Annotated in this window: 17 protein-coding genes; 14 read left to right on the top strand and 3 right to left on the bottom strand. The window is 33.1% G+C overall.

Translation table 11 applies throughout. The annotated features are described in order from the left end of the window. Positions 1-177: 177 nt before the first annotated feature. Positions 178-1,839 carry a M4 family metallopeptidase gene (locus tag BM319_RS19855; protein WP_091024364.1) on the bottom strand — a complete coding sequence of 554 codons (1,662 nt, stop codon included), beginning with the start codon at positions 1,837-1,839 and terminating at the stop codon, positions 178-180. Between the two features lie 436 nt (positions 1,840-2,275). Here BM319_RS19855 and mce point away from each other — a divergent pair, with 436 nt between their 5' ends. The 5 genes from mce (at position 2,276) to BM319_RS19835 (ending at position 6,423) form a co-directional block, all read left to right on the top strand. After that, positions 2,276-2,695, top strand: coding sequence for a methylmalonyl-CoA epimerase (mce, locus tag BM319_RS19850; protein WP_091024362.1), 420 nt, complete (start codon positions 2,276-2,278; stop codon positions 2,693-2,695). Further along, positions 2,682-4,223: an acyl-CoA carboxylase subunit beta gene (locus BM319_RS19845; RefSeq protein ID WP_091024360.1), complete on the top strand. Its 1,542-nt coding sequence runs from the start codon at positions 2,682-2,684 to the stop codon at positions 4,221-4,223. The genes mce and BM319_RS19845 overlap by 14 nt, the downstream gene beginning before the upstream one ends. Before the next feature lie 38 nt (positions 4,224-4,261). Beyond that, positions 4,262-5,380, top strand: coding sequence for a M20/M25/M40 family metallo-hydrolase (locus BM319_RS19840; protein WP_069034039.1), 1,119 nt, complete (start codon positions 4,262-4,264; stop codon positions 5,378-5,380). Positions 5,381-5,554: 174 nt separating this feature from the next. Beyond that, entirely contained in the window at positions 5,555-5,728 is a 174-nt protein-coding gene (locus tag BM319_RS25335) for a DUF7660 family protein (RefSeq protein ID WP_483295430.1), read from the top strand. A 434-nt stretch (positions 5,729-6,162) separates the two neighbouring features. Then, complete coding sequence (locus BM319_RS19835; protein ID WP_091024358.1) at positions 6,163-6,423, top strand: hypothetical protein; 261 nt, start codon at positions 6,163-6,165, stop codon at positions 6,421-6,423. 456 nt (positions 6,424-6,879) lie between these two features. On the opposite strand, the gene BM319_RS19830 is transcribed toward BM319_RS19835, so the two are convergent. Continuing rightward, positions 6,880-7,104 (bottom strand): hypothetical protein, encoded by a 225-nt coding sequence (locus BM319_RS19830; RefSeq protein WP_139226549.1) that lies wholly within the window; start codon positions 7,102-7,104, stop codon positions 6,880-6,882. A gap of 314 nt (positions 7,105-7,418) precedes the next feature. Continuing rightward, entirely contained in the window at positions 7,419-7,547 is a 129-nt protein-coding gene (locus BM319_RS25150) for a hypothetical protein (protein ID WP_286143842.1), read from the bottom strand. 349 nt (positions 7,548-7,896) lie between these two features. Here BM319_RS25150 and BM319_RS19825 point away from each other — a divergent pair, with 349 nt between their 5' ends. From BM319_RS19825 to BM319_RS19795, 9 genes are all read left to right on the top strand, one after another. Then, entirely contained in the window at positions 7,897-8,418 is a 522-nt protein-coding gene (locus BM319_RS19825) for a hypothetical protein (RefSeq protein ID WP_069034036.1), read from the top strand. Between the two features lie 185 nt (positions 8,419-8,603). Continuing rightward, positions 8,604-9,122 (top strand): GNAT family N-acetyltransferase, encoded by a 519-nt coding sequence (locus BM319_RS19820; protein ID WP_069034035.1) that lies wholly within the window; start codon positions 8,604-8,606, stop codon positions 9,120-9,122. Positions 9,123-10,221: 1,099 nt separating this feature from the next. Further along, positions 10,222-11,430 (top strand): macrolide family glycosyltransferase, encoded by a 1,209-nt coding sequence (locus BM319_RS19815; protein WP_175495654.1) that lies wholly within the window; start codon positions 10,222-10,224, stop codon positions 11,428-11,430. A 190-nt stretch (positions 11,431-11,620) separates the two neighbouring features. Further along, the gene (locus BM319_RS24860; RefSeq protein ID WP_175403499.1) at positions 11,621-11,761 is read left to right on the top strand and encodes a hypothetical protein; all 141 of its coding nucleotides are present in this window, start codon (positions 11,621-11,623) and stop codon (positions 11,759-11,761) included. Between the two features lie 542 nt (positions 11,762-12,303). Next, complete coding sequence (locus BM319_RS19810; protein ID WP_069034032.1) at positions 12,304-12,483, top strand: hypothetical protein; 180 nt, start codon at positions 12,304-12,306, stop codon at positions 12,481-12,483. Between the two features lie 62 nt (positions 12,484-12,545). Continuing rightward, positions 12,546-12,722, top strand: coding sequence for a hypothetical protein (locus BM319_RS24855; RefSeq protein ID WP_175403498.1), 177 nt, complete (start codon positions 12,546-12,548; stop codon positions 12,720-12,722). Between the two features lie 108 nt (positions 12,723-12,830). Continuing rightward, a complete protein-coding gene (locus BM319_RS19805) occupies positions 12,831-13,064 on the top strand; it encodes a hypothetical protein (RefSeq protein ID WP_069034031.1) in 234 nt (77 codons plus the stop codon). Between the two features lie 171 nt (positions 13,065-13,235). Next, on the top strand, positions 13,236-14,021 hold the full coding sequence (locus BM319_RS19800; RefSeq protein WP_069034030.1) for a GNAT family N-acetyltransferase: 786 nt from the start codon (positions 13,236-13,238) through the stop codon (positions 14,019-14,021). A gap of 573 nt (positions 14,022-14,594) precedes the next feature. Continuing rightward, positions 14,595-15,035 carry a hypothetical protein gene (locus BM319_RS19795; protein ID WP_069034029.1) on the top strand — a complete coding sequence of 147 codons (441 nt, stop codon included), beginning with the start codon at positions 14,595-14,597 and terminating at the stop codon, positions 15,033-15,035. The last annotated feature ends 117 nt before the right edge of the window (positions 15,036-15,152 follow it).

Below are 15,152 nucleotides of genomic sequence, written 5' to 3'. Positions count from 1 at the left end.
GTGTTGTCCTATTTTAGCATATATAGGATATTTTTTACACTCTAAGCTTATTTATTAGTAACTCCCTAATTAAACGTGATTCATCAGATTGCTGTCTTTTAACGAAATAAAAAAAGGGCTCATAAGCATTTTTAGCTTACGAGATATCCCTTTTTTTCTTAAAATGTAATTAAAATTTTACTTAATTCCAACCCCATCAAATGCTTTATTTACTGTAGTTACTTCAGCTGAGCTAGTACCGAAAAGGTCAGAAGCTGCTTTCACACATGCTGCACGTGCTTGACTGAAAGTAGAAGAAGCTGTTAAGTAAACGGTATTTGCACGATAGAAAATTTGAGCTAGTTTATCATTTCCGATTCCTGTAACAGTCACACCATAAGCAGTTCCACCTTGAGCAATTAAATAAGCAGCTTTATTAATAATACCGCTATTTGTATGAACTCCTCCATTGTCAGATGTTCCAGTGTAACGATTTGCATAGTTATCTGGATCTCCATATTTAGTTGGATTACTCATCGAACGAAGTGCATCACCTGCAATTTTTGGCGTATAAATATCTTCACCAATCTCGTAATCAGGATTTTTATTATTATAGAACTCTATTAAAGTACCAAAAATATCAGAAATTGCTTCGTTTAGTGCACCAGATTCATTTTGATAAGTTAAATTTGAGCTAGTTTCTGTTACTGCGTGTGTTAACTCATGGGCTACTACATCAATACCCCCTGATAATGGTATAAATGTTGTACCGTCACCATCGCCATAAACCATTTGCGTACCGTTCCAAAACGCATTGTTGTAATTACGGCTATAATGGACACTCGATTTTAATGCACCGCCTTTATTATCATAGGAATTACGATTAAAAACATTTTTATAATAATCAAATGTTAATCCAGCAAAATAATGTGCATCGACTGCAGCCGCATCATAAGTGCTATTTAGAAGGTTATCAGGACTTGTCCAAAGTGTACCAGCAAGACGTTGTCGGTTTGCCGCATCATAAGTGAAAATACCACCTTGGGCTCTAGTATTATCTTGTAAATAATAAGATGAACCTGATTTGGTCATATTCAGTGTTTTAGTATCACCAAGCACGCCAACTCCTGTTCCAGTTGTATTCGTACTACTTGTTGTACCACCTGGTTTTGCAGCAGGGGCACTACTATCTGCTTCATCTAAGTTATTATAGCTATTTAATATTTTTCCTGTTGATGCATCAATGAAATAATTAAAGTTTCCAGGTTTGGGAGAAAGGAAGTTTAAGTTTACAAGGTAAGCGTAAGTTGCTTCATCACCATTTGTGTAAACTACTAGATCAGCTGTAGGGTCTTTTTCATAGATAGGAGAATAACCAAGGTCGGCTTCTGCAATTTTAATTGATTTGTTGGCATTTACTTTTTTTTCAGATTTCAATCCCTTTTTCGTATCTAGATTAGGAGCTACGGTACCAGAGAAAGCTGTTAGAACACCATCGTCTGCAACTAATGCTGTTTGAGTAGAACCCCAAACAGGTACACCATTATATACTTGTTGTAGTCGAAGAGCGGTTCCTAACAGATCTTTATTACTAGACTTAATGATGAATGATTCTTCGGAGGATTTCGAACCGAGTTTAAATTTATCTTTATTAGCATTCACATATCCAAGTACAATGCTCTCAGGACTTTGAGTTGATGCCTTTGTCAGCTGTCCTGATACAAATTCAGGAGATCCCACAGATTCATTATACTTGTAGCTAGATAACACATTTTTTGGTGCAGCATATGTATTTGTTACTGAAAAACTACTTGCTGCTAAGCCTAAAGATAATCCAACTGCTAATACTTTTTTGTTCATTTAATTTCCTCCCTAGTTAACAAATAGTAATAACGAGCTAATATTATCATGTAATCTAGTAGGCTTACAAACTACAAAAAACTGCAATAATTTCACTTTTTTTGGAAAAATAAGTCTTTTATATCGGGTTTATTTAACCACTCGATTGATAAGTAGTTATATTGTTTTATGAAAAGAGAAAAGTGAGGGGAATGCCGTCGAACTTTTTTAATAATTTTGGTGTTAAGTTTAATGGTTCCATGATTCAAAATCATAGTTCATTTTCTTTGTTATCTCTTAATATACAGGTGTATACTGCTACGGTTTTTAATCATGTTTGTCCACTTTCTTGAATATTGTTTAAATAATAGCTTATGTACTTTTGAACAGATGAAAGTACATAAAAAATCTCATATGTTTCTAAAAAAAGCATTGATTTGAAGGAGAGGGCAAAAAAATGTTCACAAATATAGATCATATGGCAATCTGTGTAAAAAATTTAAACGATAGTATTAAAAAATATGAGGGCGATTTAGGTTTATCATACTCATATCGAAAAATAGTTGAAGAAGAAGGTGTAGAAGTCGCATTTTTTAAAACAAATAAAATTAATATTGAATTAATCCAACCACTTTCATCAACGAACCCTGTACATAAATATATTGAAAAAAAAGGTGAAGGATTGCATCATATTGCTTTTCAAGTAGATGACATCGAAAAATCCCTATTAGAACTAAAAAAACGCCAATTCAATTTAATTCATCATACACCACGAAATGGGAGTGAGGGTTCCAAAGTTGCCTTTATACACCCTAAACAATTCGGAGTATTAATCGAAATTGTTCAAAAAAGGGGGGAGTTTAATGAGCAAGTATGATGATCTTTATAGACTATATGAAAAGAAATCTGAAATAGAGCAAGGTGGAGGATTTGAACGGATTGAGAAACAACATGAACGTGGAAAGTTTACAGCACGAGAAAGAATAGACATGCTATTAGATGAAGGGAGTTTTGTTGAGTTATTTAGTTTTGTCCAGCATCGTTGTTCAGATTTTGGAATGGATGAACAAAATGGTGCATGTGATGGAGTTGTCACAGGTTACGGAAAAATTAACGATCGTACGGTCTTTGTTTTTTCGCAAGATTTTACTGTGTTCGGCGGTGCTTTAGGTGAAATGCATGCGAAAAAAATAAGTCAATTAATGGACATGGCAGTACAGTGTAAAGCTCCGATTATTGGTTTAAATGATTCAGGTGGTGCTAGAATCCAAGAAGGTGTCCTTTCTTTAGATGGTTATGGACATGTTTTTTATCGAAATACAATTTATTCAGGGGTCGTACCACAAATTTCTGTTATTATGGGGCCTTGTGCTGGTGGTGCTGTCTATTCCCCAGCAATTACTGACTTCGTAATCATGGTCAATGGAACTAGCCAAATGTTTATTACTGGACCAAAGGTAATTGAAAGTGTAACAGGTGAAAAAATCACTGCAGAGGATCTAGGTGGAGCTAAAGTCCATAACGAAATAAGTGGTAATGCTCATTTCCAAGCTGAATCAGAGGAAGAAGCTCTTAAAGTCGTTAGAAATTTAATAGAGTATTTACCGGCTCATTGGAAAGAAAAAGCACCTACTAAAATGAAAACTGAAAAAGATATAGATGACTTAATGGAGCTAATTCCTGATGAAAGTAGTCGACCCTATGATGTTAAAAAAATAATAGAAATGATTGTAGATGATGATTCCTTTTTTGAGGTTCAAAAAGATTTCGCTAAAAATTTAGTTATAGGATTTGCTAGATTAAATGGTGAAGTAGTAGGACTCGTTTGTAATCAACCTAAATTTATGGCTGGAGGATTAGATTTACATTCAGCTGATAAAGGGGCTAGATTTATTCGTTTTTGTGATAGTTTTAATATACCAATCATCACTTTTGTTGATGTGACAGGGTTTTTCCCTGGTGTAAAACAGGAGCATGGAGGTATAATAAGGCATGGTGCTAAGCTTTTATACGCGTACTCTGAGGCAACAGTTCCAAAAGTTACAGTCATTACGAGAAAAGCATTTGGTGGAGCATATGTTGCATTAAATAGTAAATCGATTGGAGCGGATTTAGTATTTGCATGGCCAAACGCTGAAATCGCTGTAATGGGTGCTGCAGGTGCTGTAAACATCTTATACGGAAAAGAAATCTCTCAAAGTAAACGACCAGATGAGTTACGATCAGAATGGATGGAACAATATAAAGAGAAATTTTCTAATCCTTACGTTGCTGCAAAATACGGTTTAGTTGACGATGTTATTGATCCAAGAATGACTAGAAAAAAGCTTATTCAATCTTTAGAAGTATTAAAAAACAAAAATGAAAAGCGCCCAGCTAAAAAACATGGTAATATACCTTTGTAGACATTTTTTTACATATACAATTTGGAGGCATGACACAAATGATTAATGAACAACGTATAGTCGATGAATTTTTAGAATTAGTACAAGTAGACTCTGAAACTAAGTTTGAAGCTGAAATTGCAAAGGTTTTAAAACAAAAATTAGAAGCTCTTGGAATGAATGTTTTTGAAGACGACACGATGGGTGTTACAGGTCACGGTGCTGGAAATATTGTTGCTACAATTCCTGCTACTAAAGAAGGCGTTGACGGTATTTTCTTCTCATGTCATATGGATACAGTAACTCCAGGTAATGGAATCAAGCCATCAATCAAAGATGGATATATCGTTACTGACGGAACTACAATTCTAGGTGCAGATGATAAAGCTGGTATCGCAGCATTTTTAGAAGCTGTAAAAATCATTAAAGAACAAAATATTGAACATGGTGAAATCCAATTCATTATCTCAGTTGGTGAAGAATCTGGATTACATGGTGCTAAAGCAATGGATCCAAAATTAATCACTACTAAATTTGGATATGCATTAGATAGCGATGAAGAAGTAGGTAACATTATCGTAGCAGCTCCAACTCAAGCTAAAGTAATTGCTACAATTTATGGTAAAACAGCACATGCAGGTGTTGCACCTGAAAAAGGCGTTTCAGCGATTACGATTGCTTCTAAAGCAATTGCAAGAATGCCACTTGGTCGAATCGACGAAGAAACGACTGCTAATATCGGACGTTTCGAAGGTGGAAGTGCAACAAATATCGTATGCGATCAAGTGAATATTTTAGCTGAAGCTCGTTCATTAATCGGTGAAAAAATGGAAGCTCAAGTAGCTAAAATGAAAGCGGCTTTTGAAGAAGCAGCTACTGAAATGGGTGGACGTGCTGAAGTAGAAGTTCAAATTATGTACCCAGGATTTAAATTTGGTGAAGGAGACCACGTTGTTGAAGTTGCAAAACGTGCAGCAGAAAAAATTGGACGTACTCCTGCATTACAACAAAGTGGTGGTGGATCAGATGCGAACGTATTCGCAGGTCACGGTTTCCCAATCGTAAACTTAGCAATCGGTTATGAAGAAATCCACACTACAAATGAAAGAATGCCAATTAAAGAGTTAGTAAAAACTGCTGAAATGGTCATTGCAATTGTAGAAGAAGTTGCTAAATAAATAAGTAAAAAGAGGGCTGTCTTATCTGTCAGATTAACTGATAAATAAGCGGCCTCTTTTTAATTTCTGTTAAGGTAGCTTGTTGATTTTTTTATTCAAGTAAATGGCAGGTTAGTTGAAGAAGGAAAAGCCTAACTATTTAGTGGAAATTATAAACTAAGAGGTGATTTTAAGGTGGAATTATATGAAAAAGTAGATACTGTTAAAAGTCGAGAAGATTTGATAAGTTTAATTTTCCACTTGAGAATGGATTTAAAAAATAATAAAGAAAAGTGGGAGAATATAACACTTGAAGACTATTGCGGATATCCTAATTGCTTCAAGTATGTACGAATAATCTTTAACTAACCCATGCGATTCTTCAATAGAGGATGGTTTTTTCTTATTCAACAAAATGGCAGATTAGTTGAACAAGGAATGATATAATTATGCTAGATTATTTACGTATTTAGGAGGCGATAAAGATAAAAGTCATAGCTATTATAATCATTGCTCTCGGAATATTTGGGGTATTATTTTCATTATTCGCTCCTAAAGAAAAAATAGATTCATCTATATCCGAAGTTGGAACAACACCTGTAGAAGCTATATTAAATTCTATTATAGTAAAATCACCAACCATCTTAAAAAGAATCGTTCTACTGATATTTTCATTGTTTTTTATAACTCTTTCAATTTTGTTTTTTGTTGAAAATTAAACCTTATTAAGCTAAAGAAAGCGTTAGTTCAATAGTAAAGCAATGCAGATCCAATATCTCTTAAAAGTAGAGGAGAACATAATAATGAGAAAGATGACATTGAAACTAACAATTGAAAAAAAAGAATATATTATTGAAGAAGATCAAAGATATATTTTTGAATTTAAGTCAGGTTATGAACTTAATGATTCTGAAAATCCATATTGCAAATGTTTAGTAATTGATCTTTCACTTGCTCTTATAGATGATGATGGAAGAAGTATTCGTTTCTATGTTTTGGATGAAGAATCAGGTGAAGATTATCTAATTGCACAAGAAGAACTTTTATCGATAATTAATATTTAATTAATTGTTCTTACCCAACTAACGCATGCTTTAGTTGAACAAAATGATCGACTTAATAGTCCATTTTTTATTGAGCTAAATTGCAGGTTCGTTGAATAAAAATTGGATGAATTTATAATGGTAGTACCAATCGATTATTCAATTCAGTAATTAGTTAGACTATATTTTTCCATTGTTAAGACTCTACTTTCAACGTTTTTGCAGGTCAAATGGAAGCTCCTATAGTGATTCTTATAAAAGCTATAGGAGCTTCAATGACAATTGCTGGGAAAGAATCCCCCCATAAAGACTCCATTTGTAAAGTCAGCAAACCAAAATAAAACAATTGAACAGTAGGGGTTTCATTTTAAAGCTTGAGAAATGCTAAGAAAGTAAAATAACTTTTCAAAGAAGTTATTTAAAAATTTGAGAGTGTTATTCATTAACAGAGTATTCATTTTAAGAAAATTTATTGTTTTATATTATGTTTTTCTTTTCTTTTCTTTGAAAAATTTCAATTAAAGTCTTATTATTTGCATTAATCTCAACTAGTTCTGATTTTATTTGGATAAATTCATTGTATATTTTTTCTAATAACTCACTATTAAGTGGTAGCTCTAAATTTTCTTTTTTTGGTGCGGATTTTTGAACTGAAATTGAATTAGGCTGATTGATCATTCCAAGATCCTGTACAGATTTCATTAGCGAATCATCTTTAAAAAGGTTTTGTGCCATCCTCATAATTGAACCCATATCTATAGTAGTTTCATTTGCCGTAAGCTTATTTGCTAGTTTTATAATACTTTCTTTTTTTAAATCATTAAAATCACTTCATTGAGCGGGTGTTTGCTCACTATTCTCTTTATCATTATTCATTTTAAAAGCCCACCTTTATATAAATTCGAAAAAAATTTAATTTCCTAAAAATAACCTAGAAGATAATTAAATCATATAAATATCTTCTAGGTGCTTTGCCCAAATTTAGATGGGCTCGTCTTTATTCTACGTGCAATTGATTAACTGCATCCAAGTGTTGCACAGATAGCAGCTAAAATAGGTGCTTGCTCAACACCCAGTAATGATGCTAAAAGCAATGCAACCAAAAGTACTACTACAATAAGAAAAGTTGCAAGGTTGAATGTCATTTTTTTTCCCCCTTTCATTCGAAATAGTAGAATTAAATGAAATCCTTAACAGGACTATCATATTTTATACATATGTTTAATAGGACAAGCTTGTCTATGACTTTGACCTATTATATTACTTGGTAATTTTTTACATTTATTGCTATCGTTGACGAATCTATCTTAATTGTGTATTTGGCTAAAGTTTTTTGAGAGTTTTAGATCTAACTTATGCATAAATTGAACAGTAAAATCAGATGAATAGTCGATTTTTTATTGCCCTAAATGGCAGTATAGTTATCTAAGGATTCTTTGTATATAATTATACTATTTATATAAACTTTTTAGCCGGGAGTTGTGTAGTTACAAAATGGATTATAAAAATTTAATAAGTGTTGTAAAAGTATTAGAACAGAATAATATTAAATATGCACTAGGAGGCAGTGGTTTACTTTTAAGTTTAGGATTGACTAATGAAGTAAATGATTGGGACATCACAATTGAAAATCCAAAGAATGAATTATTAAACGTACTTAAATCATTTGATATAAAAGAAATAGATAGTGGAGATTACCCGTTTGCAAGTAAATATAAATTTCTAGTACATAATGTTAATCCTAAAGTTGAAATAATAGGTTATTTTTCAATTAAAACATCAAATGGAGTTTGTAATTTGCCAACAATATCGGTAAAAGAGTGGAAAAATATTCAAATTGGTAGCCCAGAAGTGTGGTACGTGGCTTACAGTCTTATGGATAGAATTGAAAAAGCAAATAAACTTTTCTTCTATTTAAAAGTTCACGGAGCTAATGCAAATATAATAAATCTTATGTTAAAAGAACCCCTGCCAGATTATTTAAAGATAAAGCTTAAAGAATTATTAAATAATTAAAACTTTATCAACTAACGCATGCGCTAGTTGTACAACCTTAAGGAGCTGAGCAATCAGCTCCTGTCTTACTATTTGACAAAAATAAGAAAAGGAAAAGGTATGTAAACATATAAGTTAACTTAAGAACAAATTCTAATTTCTTAAGTGGTAATACCTATTAAGGAAAATAAGGGGGCAAAAAGGAGATTTTGGAACGAATTAATAAGCACATTATTCAGATTAGGCCTTGGGAGGATAAAAATCTAGATTTACTTTTTCAAATAAATCAACCAGAAATGATGGAGCATCTCGGAGGTCCAGAGAGTAAAGAACAGATTTTGAATCGCCATAATAGATATCTAAACCTTAGTGATAAGGGATGTATGTTTAGTATAAAATTATTGTCAGAATATAAACCAGTTGGTTCTGTTGGTTTCTGGGAAACAGTTTGGAACGGTGAAAGTGTATATGAAATTGGTTGGAGCGTACTACCAAATTTTCAAGGGAAAGGGATTGCAACAAATGCAGTGAGCCTCGCAATCAACGAAGCATCTGTAGAAAACAAATATAGATATATTCATGCTTTTCCTTCGATTGATAATCCTGCTTCAAATGCAATCTGTAGTAAACTTAATTTCAGTTTGATCAAAGAATGTGAATTTGAGTACCCACCTGGTAGCTATATGAGATGTAATAATTGGCGTTTAGAACTTAACCGACAATAAACCTATAAGATTTTTATAGATATTATATAACTAACGCATGCTTTAGTTGAACAAGATGTTCAGCTGAATATCCGATTTCTTATTTACATAATTTTCCAAAATGAAAGGCGTATAACTAAAACAATTGATATTAATTTTTATATAATAATATTACATTTCGTGTTTTAATTTTTTACCAATATCACCTATTTATAGAGAAACTTATTCTGTGAGTTTCTCTTTTTTTTTTACCCAACTAACGCATGCAATAGTTGAACAAAACTGATGGTCCTATAAAGTAGGAGTGAGTCTAAAATGGGTAAACAATTTGAGGTTCATTTAATAAAAGAAATTGAGAGTTTTGTTTTATGGTATAAGAAAGTAGAGAAATCTTATGTAGAATGGGAGACTGATTTTTTTCACTAGGATAGGATATAAAAACTACAAATAACTTAATTGAAAAAATCCCAGTTGGAAATTGGAGTTCAAATTTAGTTAACAAATTTTTATTTATTTTAGGTAAGGGACAATGAGAGGGAGAACATTACTGAGCAGTTAATTGATCCCCCTACTCAACTGATTGAATTAGCTAAACATTCTTTATCATATAATGACTTTGAGGCAAGATGGCAGATTGCCTATGGACTTGGAGAATTTACAGATTATGAGGAAGAGGTTAAACTGTTTTTCAAAAAATTTATATTTGATGAAGTAGAGTATGTAAGAAGAAGAGCATCATTTTTCGTATGAAAAAAGAAAATAGATAATTTCTTATGCAACTAAAGCATTTCTAGTTGTACAACTTAATTGGCTGTTTAGTCGATTTTTTGATTCAACAAAATGGCAGGATTGTTTAAGATTCATTACTTTTAATAGACCAATAATTCGTTATAATAATAAAGCCCATAAAGATAATGATCTAAGTAATTAAATCACTCTCTAAGGGACTGGTACTGCGACCTTCCCATTCCTTTTTCAGAAGAGAATACTAGGTAGATTTACTACCATTACGTTTACCAATGTTCAAATAGACATAAGTCCTAATACATACTAAAATTAGTAGTTACAATGAGCACTTAATTAATAACTTTTGAAGATTACATATAAGGGGCGAATGAATATGGCAAAGATATTAGCAATTGGTGGAATTGGTGAAGGACATGTGAATCCCATGCTACCAATCATTAAAGCCTGGTGTGAGGACGGGGATGAGGTACACTTCTACAGCACTGAGGATGCCCGTGTCAAAGTGGAGGCCGCAGGGGCAGTCTTTAAGCCCTTCGAAAACTTCCTAGGTGGCGTACGTCAAGAGGACATCTCTCATTTTTTAGAGTTTATTGTTTTGCTCCTTAACTCCGCCGACCATGTCGTGCCGACGGTAGTGGAGCAGGCCCGGCAAGAGGCTTACGACTTTGTGTTCCACGACTCCCTTTTCGGTTGGGGCAATTTAATAGCCCGACTTCTTAAGCTGCCAAACATTGCCTCACATGCTTCCTTTGCTTCCACGGGTAAGAAACCTAAGATGGCAGGTGAGACTCTGCTGAAACAAGTGGGCGACCTCCTAAAGGGAGGAAAGTTTATTCCCGAGATCAAGAGGCTTTCCGCCAATCTTGCCAAAACATATGACGTATCGGGGCCATCAATCAATGAGGTATTCTGTCAGACCGGCCAACTGAATCTGGTCTATACTAGCACTTACTTCCAACCGGATTATGAACGCCTCGATCATTCTTACGTATTCTCTGGACCATCCATTTCCACACGTGAAAGCCATTCGGACTTCCCACTAGACTCTCTGAAAGGGGATGACAGGCCTGTTGTCTATATTTCAATGGGAACTGTATTAGCCAAGAGCGAACCCTTCTTTCGATTATGTCTGGATGCCTTCAGCGATGGGAGCTATCAGGTGGTGATCTCTGCGGGGCGCTATACGGATATGGAACTTTTCCGGAACGCACCATCCCATATAATTGCCCGTCCGTATGTGCCACAGCTGGAGGTATTGCAACGGTCGGCCGTATTTGTAAGTCACGGCGGAATGAATAGCGTATCTGAGGCGTTGTACTACGATGTGCCGTTGGTGCTCATCCCCCATGCTGCCGATCAACCTATTATCGCTGCACGTGTAGAGAAGTTGGGGGCAGGTGTCATTTTGAACAAATCAAAGCTTACCGCCGCCAAGCTGCGGGATGCTGTAAATCAGGCCTTTAACGAACAACGCTTCAAGAGGAGCGCCGCGACTATCGGTCAATCCCTCCGCGACGCTGGCGGCTACCGGACCGCTCTGTTAGCGGCGGATCGATTTCGCCAGGAACGGGGAATAAATTAATAAGAAGTGTTCACCGGATATGAATATCGCTTTATGAATATCGCCGTCTTTTATCATCCGATTAAACAAGATGTCTGCAACAGTAACTAAATAGCCTATGCTCTAGATAAGTCTAAGCTATTTAATATTCTTCCCAGACTACCGCTATCATAAGACCTAACGAAATCTGGTCAATCAGTAAAAACTGGTTGTGATCTTTGCTACTATTAAAACTGGTCCTTCTGTTGTTGGAGGATGGGAACCGAATAAAACTATGGATGATTTCAGTTGGACTCTGGTTAGAGATAGTAAAAATGGTAAATGGCGAATTAAAGATGGAGGATATGCATAAGTCGTAAATTCATTCCTTATACAACTAAAGCAGTGCTTTAGTTAAATTTCACTAGTTGCTTGCAGGTCGTTTTTTATTGAAGTAAATGGCAGATTAGTTGAATAACGAATATAAGAAAAAGGTTACTCCAAGATGTTGGGATTTGATAAAATTGGATTAAGAAAATAGTCATTATACAAGAGAATGTGGAATATTGTAGTGTATTTATTCGAACAGATTTTTCCATTTATCGGAATTGCGGGGGCACTTTTATACGTTATGTTTTCTAAAAAAAATAAGAGATTGAAAATAATTCTTTTATTTGTGATTGTAGCTGTATATTTTAGGTCTTCTGTTTAACACAAATATTTTAAATGCTTTTAATTTCTTTAAGAATGGTTTCAGAATCAATATTATTGGTTTATGTCTATTAGTTGTTACTTCAGTTCTAGTCCTAAATTTTATTCAAAAAGTAAAGAGGCAAAAAGAATTTAAGTAGACTGTTCAACAAAATGGAGGACTGAAGGATCGGCCTATACAAAACAGAGGGGAAGAAAACTAATATGACATTGAAAAATGTATTTATGTCTGCACTAATTGCTGCAATTGTTTCAGTCGTCCTTTTATCAATAATCCGTGCTAGAGGCTTTTATATTCATATGGACACTCTAAAAGGCTTCGTTCTTTTTATTGTCGTTTTCATTGTTAGTCTCCTTTTCTTGAAAAAAAGGTCTGCTAAATAGAGTACATTCCTTATGCAACTAACGCATGCTTTAGTTGAACTAAGACACAAGGAGGAAATAGGATGTCACTTCCATATGTAAAATTTGAAAATACACCTTTATGGAATGTAATTAGTAAAGGCATTGATGACCTTGTTGAAAATAATGATATCGAAGAAACTACAAAAAGAGAGTATATAGTCGTATTTCTGGATAAAAAAGTCCTTTACTTGATAAAATTCTTGTTTACTAGATTATAAAGTTCTTTACTGAATGTAATATTCTAGTAACAAATTAGTTGACCACTATTACAGACAATTGTAATAGTGGTTTTTATTTTGTCTATTTAAACTTTTTCGGCAGTTTAGTTGAAGAATAAAGTAGGTAAAAATTGGTTTGTTCACGAAATAGCATTTGTTAGGAGTTTTTATACGAAGGAGAATTATATAAAAAGATTAATAATATGCGGTATTTTATCTATTGGATTACTTGCAGGATGTGGAAAAGAACCAAAAACAAATGCTGAAACTTTAGTTGATTTGGGTGTACCCAAGAAGATTGCCGAGGTAGTTGGTTCAAACATTATCGAACCTGGAAAGTAATCGAGTAGTTTGCATTAGTTGTGGCTAGGCAGATTAACTGAATAGTATAACAGCGGATAAGAAGGAACTCTAGTGATGTTAGCCGAATAGGATAACAAAGCTAATGGCATGGGCATAAAGCTATTGTTGGCATAATAAAATTTAAAAACGACGATAAAGAAAGGTGAATCAATGATTAAATTAAATAATAAAGAATATAAAAATATTTTCCCATTAATTATTTCAATAAATTATACACCTACGTTTGTTTATTCAGTTTTGCAAGAGATAGTAGATGGTGATGTATTTGTTGATCATATCGAAACTCCAAAATCCATTTTTATTGGTACGAAATCAGGATTCTACTGTGTAATTGGAGAAACATCAAATATTTCTTTTAACTATTGGATAAAGGAATTTTATATTGATAGAGTAGAAGAGAAAGAATTACCTTTTATTTTATATTCTTCATCAGGTTCTTGGAATCAATTAATTAATGACCTTTTAAATAACAAATTAACTAAGTTGGATCGATATTCTTTTACGTTTAAATTTAAAGAAGAAATACTAGATAATTATGAATTACCACAAGACTATTCATTAAAAAAAATTGATGAAAATGTACTTCAGTCAAATGTTGGATTTAAACCAATTTACTATAAGCATTACTGGGATTCTGTTTCAAATTATTTAGAAAATGGTTTTGGAATTTGTGTTTTACATAAAGAAGTGTCTGTATGTGAGTGTACATCTGTATTTGCTAATGAATTATTCTCCGAAATAGACATTGCAACTAAAGAAGAATATAGAGGGAAGGGTTTTGCCTTTATTGCTGCAAAAATGTATATACAAGATTGTATAAATAAAGGTTTAGCTCCTCGTTGGGAATGTGATATTGATAATTTTGGCTCAATACGATTAGCAGAAAAGTTAGGGTTTGAAGAACCTATTCACTATGCAGTATATTTTAAAGAGTAATTTTCACATGCCTTAGTTGAACCTACTTTCAATCAACTCAATTAATACTTGAGTCCAAATTGAAGCAATAAGGAAAGACATCATTGATAACTATTTGGATTCTCGTTTTGTTGTGTCAGAACATTTTAAGAAGGACATTTTTTCTAATAAATGATTCACTAGAAGCCAAGAATTTATTGCAGTTAGAGAAACTTCATCTGAGTACATGAATACCCATAATAGTAAGCTAACATATATCACAGCAGTTTAATTACAATAGATGGGCAGAATTATTACATAACTTTTTTATCAAAAGACAAGTCGGATATCTTTGTAAGTTGATAAATGAATCGGAAAATAAATAAATAAATTCTTATGCAACTACCATGGGAGTACGATATAAACTTCCATTCACTGTTGTGTATCTGAGGATTCATGGATGGCTAACGCATGTGTTAGTTGCACAACAAGAGTTGCTTCGGCAGCTCTTTTTTGTGCAACTAAATGGCAGGTTAGTTGCATAAGGAAGGACTATTTAATCTATAATCGAATAAACCAGTAAGATGTATTTATGGAAAGAAGGTGTTGTATTTTTTGAAAAAATTATTTATTTCATTACTATTTTTATTTATTTTATCAAGTTGTTCTTCGAGTTCTGATTTAAAAGAAACTTTTTATGAACTTAAGATAGTACCCACAGAAAAAATTACTATTTACTTTGATAAAAATACAGCCCATTTTCATTTAGTTTATTTAGAAAAACATAAAAATAAGTGGAAACAAGTTAATGGTGCTACATTATACTCCACTGGAGAAGAAAAAAATTTTGTAATTTCGTCCAATAAAAAACCTTTTTTATACTTTGGTACTATAACTAATCCTGAAGCAGACAAAATAATTGTTGGAGATACAGATGCTACACTTGTTACTTATAACAATAATTTAAGATTATGGTATTACGTTGACTTTACAGCAAAAAAACATTTAAGTATTTATGAAGTTGTTAATGGAAAGAAAGTATTGTTACAGCCTTAAATGTCTTTAAAATGAATTTCCTTATTCAACTACTATGAAAATAAACTTCTGTAAATTCGATAAAAAGGCAATACTAAATAGAAGCAGCTCATTCGTTTTTTAAAAAAAGAGGAGCGA

The organism is Bacillus sp. UNCCL81, from assembly GCF_900112535.1.
Lineage (GTDB): Bacteria > Bacillota > Bacilli > Bacillales > Bacillaceae_G > Gottfriedia > Gottfriedia luciferensis_B.
Note: the sequence above shows the minus strand (reverse complement) of the source record. Positions and strands in the feature narration are given on the sequence as shown.

Bases quoted from the DNA above. Each gene is read 5' to 3' on its own strand.
- BM319_RS19855 (WP_091024364.1), bottom strand. From the start codon at position 1,839: ATGAACAAAAAAGTATTAGCAGTTGGATTATCTTTAGGCTTAGCAGCA.
- mce (WP_091024362.1), top strand. From the start codon at position 2,276: ATGTTCACAAATATAGATCATATGGCAATCTGTGTAAAAAATTTAAAC.
- BM319_RS19845 (WP_091024360.1), top strand. From the start codon at position 2,682: ATGAGCAAGTATGATGATCTTTATAGACTATATGAAAAGAAATCTGAA.
- BM319_RS19840 (WP_069034039.1), top strand. From the start codon at position 4,262: ATGATTAATGAACAACGTATAGTCGATGAATTTTTAGAATTAGTACAA.
- BM319_RS19835 (WP_091024358.1), top strand. From the start codon at position 6,163: ATGAGAAAGATGACATTGAAACTAACAATTGAAAAAAAAGAATATATT.
- BM319_RS19830 (WP_139226549.1), bottom strand. From the start codon at position 7,104: ATGAAATCTGTACAGGATCTTGGAATGATCAATCAGCCTAATTCAATT.
- BM319_RS25150 (WP_286143842.1), bottom strand. From the start codon at position 7,547: ATGACATTCAACCTTGCAACTTTTCTTATTGTAGTAGTACTTTTGGTT.
- BM319_RS19825 (WP_069034036.1), top strand. From the start codon at position 7,897: ATGGATTATAAAAATTTAATAAGTGTTGTAAAAGTATTAGAACAGAAT.
- BM319_RS19815 (WP_175495654.1), top strand. From the start codon at position 10,222: ATGGCAAAGATATTAGCAATTGGTGGAATTGGTGAAGGACATGTGAAT.
- BM319_RS19810 (WP_069034032.1), top strand. From the start codon at position 12,304: ATGACATTGAAAAATGTATTTATGTCTGCACTAATTGCTGCAATTGTT.
- BM319_RS24855 (WP_175403498.1), top strand. From the start codon at position 12,546: ATGTCACTTCCATATGTAAAATTTGAAAATACACCTTTATGGAATGTA.
- BM319_RS19800 (WP_069034030.1), top strand. From the start codon at position 13,236: ATGATTAAATTAAATAATAAAGAATATAAAAATATTTTCCCATTAATT.